The sequence below is a fragment of the Streptomyces sp. MnatMP-M17 genome (genome assembly GCF_900091995.1).
GTDB lineage: Bacteria > Actinomycetota > Actinomycetes > Streptomycetales > Streptomycetaceae > Streptomyces.
Genome location: NZ_FMDK01000783.1, coordinates 1 through 5,163, shown reverse-complemented (window position 1 = coordinate 5,163; position 5,163 = coordinate 1). Strand labels below are relative to the sequence as shown.

Annotated in this window: 6 protein-coding genes; 5 read left to right on the top strand and 1 reads right to left on the bottom strand. The window is 68.9% G+C overall.

The genetic code is table 11. From position 1 onward, the window contains the following. The first annotated feature begins 135 nt into the window (after positions 1-135). Complete coding sequence (locus GA0115259_RS30450) at positions 136-924, top strand: inositol monophosphatase family protein (protein ID WP_093602971.1); 789 nt, start codon at positions 136-138, stop codon at positions 922-924. 151 nt (positions 925-1,075) lie between these two features. Here the strand turns inward: GA0115259_RS30450 and GA0115259_RS40710 are convergent, their stop codons facing one another. Next, entirely contained in the window at positions 1,076-1,249 is a 174-nt protein-coding gene (locus GA0115259_RS40710) for a hypothetical protein (RefSeq protein ID WP_169922638.1), read from the bottom strand. A gap of 319 nt (positions 1,250-1,568) precedes the next feature. On the opposite strand from GA0115259_RS40710, the gene GA0115259_RS30445 reads away from it, so the two are divergent. The 4 genes from GA0115259_RS30445 (at position 1,569) to GA0115259_RS30430 (ending at position 5,108) form a co-directional block, all read left to right on the top strand. Then, positions 1,569-2,222 carry a response regulator transcription factor gene (locus GA0115259_RS30445; protein ID WP_093602969.1) on the top strand — a complete coding sequence of 218 codons (654 nt, stop codon included), beginning with the start codon at positions 1,569-1,571 and terminating at the stop codon, positions 2,220-2,222. 6 nt (positions 2,223-2,228) lie between these two features. Then, a complete protein-coding gene (locus tag GA0115259_RS30440) occupies positions 2,229-3,461 on the top strand; it encodes a sensor histidine kinase (protein ID WP_093602967.1) in 1,233 nt (410 codons plus the stop codon). 404 nt (positions 3,462-3,865) lie between these two features. After that, on the top strand, positions 3,866-4,162 hold the full coding sequence (locus GA0115259_RS30435; RefSeq protein WP_030350183.1) for a DUF4193 domain-containing protein: 297 nt from the start codon (positions 3,866-3,868) through the stop codon (positions 4,160-4,162). Positions 4,163-4,175: 13 nt separating this feature from the next. Then, entirely contained in the window at positions 4,176-5,108 is a 933-nt protein-coding gene (locus GA0115259_RS30430; protein WP_093602965.1) for a hypothetical protein, read from the top strand. Positions 5,109-5,163: the final 55 nt, after the last annotated feature.

Here is a 5,163-nt window from a genome sequence, read left to right as displayed (position 1 = left end):
CGACAACCCACCATCAGCCACACCCGGTCCTCCCGGACCGCCTCACATTCTTAGGGAGCCACCGTGACCGACGCCCGACCCGACGCGACCGACCAGCCCGACAAGGCCGGCCGGCCAGACCGGACCGATGGGGCCCTGGCCGCCGAACTGCTCGCGCTCGCCCTGGAGGCGGCCCGCCGGGCCGGTGAGCTGCTGCGCGACGGCCGTCCCGACGATCTGGCCGTGGCCGCCACGAAGTCCAGCCCCATCGATGTCGTCACCGAGATGGACATCGCCGCCGAGAAGCTGATCACCGGCCATCTCGCCGAACACCGCCCGGACGACGGCTTCCTCGGCGAGGAGGGCGCCAGCTCGGCGGGCAGCAGCGGGATCCGCTGGGTCATCGATCCGCTGGACGGCACCGTCAACTATCTCTACGGACTGCCCACCTGGGCCGTCTCGATCGCCGCAGAACGCGACGGCGAGACACTCGTCGGCGTCGTCGAGATCCCGATGCGGCGCGAGACCTTCCGCGCCGTGCTCGGCGGCGGAGCCTTCCTCAACGACCGGCCGGTCCACGGCCGGCCCGCTCCGCCGCTGGAGCGAGCCCTCGTCTCGACCGGTTTCAACTACGTCACCACCGTCCGCGCCCATCAGGCCGCGGTCGCCCAGCGGCTGATCCCGCGGCTGCGCGACATCCGGCGCGGTGGCTCGGCGGCGACCGATCTCTGCGATGTGGCGGCGGGCCGTCTGGACGGCTACTACGAGCGCGGGCTGCATCCCTGGGACCTCGCGGCCGGCGATCTCATCGCCCGTGAGGCGGGCGCGCTCACCGGAGGCCGCCCCGGCGCCCGGCCGGGCTTCGATCTCACGGTGGCCGCGGCCCCGGGCGTCTTCGAACCGCTCCAGGCCCTGCTGGACGAGTACGGCGCCTGGCACGACTAGGCCCTGTGTGTGGCATACGGAAGGGCCCCGGCGCCGTCCCCACGGCATCGGGGCCCTTCTCTGTAGGTCGCTACGGCTCTTTTCACATGGGTACGGTTCGGGCCCCGCGAAGAATCTGTGGCAGCGGGGCCGTACGGCTGAGGAGTGCGGGTCAGGCGCTCGCGGCGCCGACCTCCACGCCATGTTCGGCCGCGAGCCGGCGGAGGTCTTCCAGCTCCTCCTGATCGACGTCCACAAGGAAGTCGTCGCCCGTCTCCCGGGCTCGGTTGAGATCCGTTTCCGTGGCCTTTATACGCTGTAGAAGCCCGGCGGTGAACGCGTCCATTGCGCCCCCTCGTCGTGGGTCAGTGGCACGGGGGTGTGCCGACGGCGGGTAGATCACGCACCCACTGCCTCTGGATGACAGAAAGGGTGTGGCGTGCCACAAACAGGGCGTGATCTCGGGTGTGAAGTCGTCTTCCCCAGGGTCCGACTTCGAGAAACCTCAACGACTCAAACAATCCGTTCCATTCCCGGCCGCCCCAGGTCCCCCCGGCATCGTCTTACCGCCGGTTTATGGCCCGGACGGGCAGGATGGGCCCGCACAGCCAGTGCTACAACCTGCCCCGACCACGGGTGACAGGGCCCAGAGGAAGGAAAGCGACGTGCGTGTACTCGTCGTCGAGGACGAGCAACTGCTCGCCGATGCGGTGGCCACCGGACTGCGCCGGGAGGCCATGGCCGTCGACGTCGTGTACGACGGCGCCGCCGCCCTGGAGCGCATCGGGGTCAACGACTACGACGTGGTGGTGCTCGACCGCGATCTCCCTCTCGTCCACGGCGACGACGTCTGCCGCCGGATCGTCGAGCTCGGGATGCCCACCCGGGTCCTCATGCTCACGGCCTCGGGCGATGTCAGCGACCGGGTGGAAGGGCTGGAGCTGGGCGCGGACGACTATCTGCCCAAGCCCTTCGCGTTCACCGAGCTGATCGCCCGGGTGCGGGCCCTGGGACGGCGTACGACCGTGCCTCTGCCGCCCGTCCTGGAGCGCTCCGGGATCAAGCTCGATCCCAATCGCCGTGAGGTCCTGCGGGACGGCAGGGAGATCCAGCTCGCGCCCAAGGAGTTCGCGGTGCTGGAGGTGCTGATGCGCAGCGAGGGCGCGGTGGTCTCGGCCGAGCAGCTTCTGGAGAAGGCCTGGGACGAGAACACCGATCCGTTCACCAATGTCGTACGGGTCACGGTCATGACGCTGCGCCGCAAGCTCGGCGAGCCGCCCGTGATCGTCACGGTGCCCGGCTCTGGCTACCGGATCTGATTGCCCGTGGCAACCACCCCGCTGCCGCCCGCGGCACCTCCGAAGCCCACCTGGGACCCGCGCAGGCCCGACCAGGCGCTGCCCTGGGTGCGCCCGACCATCCGCATACGTCTCACGCTGCTGTACGGCGGGATGTTCCTGATCGCCGGCATCCTGCTGCTCTCGATCATCTATCTGCTGGCCGCGCAGGCCCTGCACGTGGGCAGTGAGCTGCCCTTCAAGATCGTGACCGGCAAGGTGAGCAGCGAGGTCTGCAACTTCCCGAGCCAGGCGCCGCCCGAGCAGTTCAATGCGGCCATGAACAGCTGTGTCAACCAGCAGCGCAAGCAGGCGCTGGACGATCTGCTCAGCCGCTCCCTGTTCGCCCTGGTCGGCCTCAGCGTCATCGCCTTCGCCTTCGGTTACGCGATGGCGGGACGGGTGCTGTCGCCGCTGGGCCGGATCACCCGTACCGCGCGCCGCGTGGTCGGCTCCGACCTGTCGCGCCGGATCGAGCTGGACGGTCCCGACGACGAGCTGAAGGAGCTGGCGGACACCTTCGACGAGATGCTGGACCGGCTGGAGCGTGCCTTCAGCGCGCAGCAGCGGTTCGTCGCCAACGCCTCGCACGAGCTGCGTACACCGCTGGCGATCAACCGCACCCTGCTGGAGGTCCATCTCTCCGATCCGGCGGCGCCGACGGAGCTCCAGCAGCTCGGCAGGACGCTGCTGGCCACCAATGAGCGCAGTGAGCAGCTGGTGGAGGGCCTGCTGCTGCTCGCCCGCAGCGACAACCAGATCGTGGAGCGAAAACCGGTCGATCTCGCCGAGGTCGCCACCCGCGCGGTGGACCAGTGCCTCACGGAGGCGGAGACGAAGGGAGTGGACATCCGTACGGAGTGCGCGCCCGCGGTCGTCCAGGGAAACGGCGTCCTGCTGGAGCGGATCGCGCTGAACCTGGTGCAGAACGCCGTGCGGTACAACATCCCGGAGGGCGGCTGGGTGGAGGTCTCCACCGAGGTCCAGCAGGGCCAGGCGGTCCTGCTGGTGTCGAACACCGGACCCGTGGTTCCCGCGTACGAGATCGACAATCTCTTCGAACCGTTCCGGCGGTTGCGCACGGAGCGTACGGGCAGTGACAAGGGAGTGGGACTCGGCCTCTCGATCGCCCGGTCCGTGGCGCGCGCCCATGGCGGCCGGATCTTCGCGGAACCCCGCGAGGGCGGTGGGCTCGTGATGCGTGTCACTCTCCCGGTCTGAGATGCTGCGCGCGGTATTCGGGGAGCAGATGGCTTCGTTCGCTTTGCGCGGAATTTACGGTCCGAGTTACCGGCGAGTCCGTGTGTGATCGATCACAGGGTCGAATTCACGCCTATCCACTCTGCGTGATCAGGCCTTCATCGGAAAGCCGGTAAAGTCCGGGTTTCCGGGGGCCGGGATCACGGGAAGTACACGGGGTGGCGCCCGTGAAGCACACCAGGAGGACCGTGTACGGTCCCCTTCGCCACCCGAAGCCGATCACTCCTCAGGGGTCCGGTTGGGTGTCGATTGAGTAACAGACCTTGATGTGAGGCAAAATCTCCGCCTCAGGTCGGGCACAAGTCCGGCCTCTCACGCGTTACGTGCGCTGGAGACACCACAGACACCCAGAGGGGGAGAGCGACATGGCAACGGATTACGACACCCCACGCAAGACCGATGACGACGTCGATCAGGACAGCCTTGAGGAACTGAAGGCCCGTCGGAACGACAAGTCGACTTCAGCGGTCGACGTCGACGAGTTCGAGCAGGCCGAAGGGCTCGAACTGCCCGGCGCGGATCTCTCCAACGAGGAGCTGTCCGTCCGGGTGCTGCCGAGGCAGGCCGACGAGTTCACCTGCATGAGCTGCTTCCTGGTGCACCACAGGAGCCAGCTCGCCAGGGAGAAGAACGGTCAGCCCATCTGCCGCGACTGCGACTGAGGTCAGGTCGGCCGTGGCAGGCGACACACCGTTTCGGAAACGACGCCTCCGTAGCAGGTCGGCGGAGGCGTATCAGGGCGGCACAGGCCCGGCGGAAGGCGCTCAGCCCGCTGCCGAGCACTCCGCCCTCCTGCCCCAGCACGACGCACGTGACGACGAGCGAGGCCTCCCGGCCTCGCTCGAAGCGGCCCGGGAGGATCGCGGCGGCTCCATGACCAGGGGCCGACGCCTGGACACCGTCAAACGGGGTGTGCGCAAGGGAGGCGCGAGCGCCAAGGCGGCGCTGGCGCATATCGCCGACCGGATCATCGAGAGCGCTCCTCGGGTCCCGGTCCGCGACCTCGCGACACTGCGCAAGCAGTTTCCCGGCCTCGGCCCCGAGGAGCTGGCGGACAAGCTGGTCGCGGGCGCGGCGAACAGCAGCTCCACGGTCGGTGCCGGCGTCGGCGCCGCCGCGATGCTGCCCGTACCGCCGGCGATGCCCGCCGAACTGGCGGCCGAGATCACGGCCGTCGCCGCGATCGAGCTGAAGCTCATCGCGGAGCTCCATGAGGTGTACGGGCTGCGCCCGCCCGGCACGCTCAAGGAGCGCAGCGCCGCCTATCTGACCTCCTGGACGGAGGAGCGCGGCGTCGACATCACCAAGCCCTCGACCATCAACGGCGCGCTGAGCGGCCGGATGAAGCGCGAGCTGCGGCAGCAGATCATGAAGCGCACGATCCGCAATCTGCCCAATCTGGTCCCGTTCATGATCGGTGCGGCCGTCGGCGCGATGATGAACCGACGGGACACCAAGAAGGTCGCCGAGCGTGTCCGCGCGGACCTGCGCAGCCGCCAGATCCCCTGGGACGCCCTCCCGGAGCTGCCTCCGCTGGAGACCGCCCCGGGGAGCGCGGAGATCCCCAGACAACTCCCTCCCGGGCTTCCGAAGGAGCTGGAGAGCTAGGGCCTCTCGTTTGGATCTTGCCGGGCTCGCGTGCCCGCAGTGACATCAGCCGCTG

What these genes read in the sequence shown, in the direction of transcription:
- GA0115259_RS40710 (WP_169922638.1), bottom strand. Translation starts at nt 1,249, where the DNA reads ATGGACGCGTTCACCGCCGGGCTTCTACAGCGTATAAAGGCCACGGAA.
- GA0115259_RS30435 (WP_030350183.1), top strand. Translation starts at nt 3,866, where the DNA reads ATGGCAACGGATTACGACACCCCACGCAAGACCGATGACGACGTCGAT.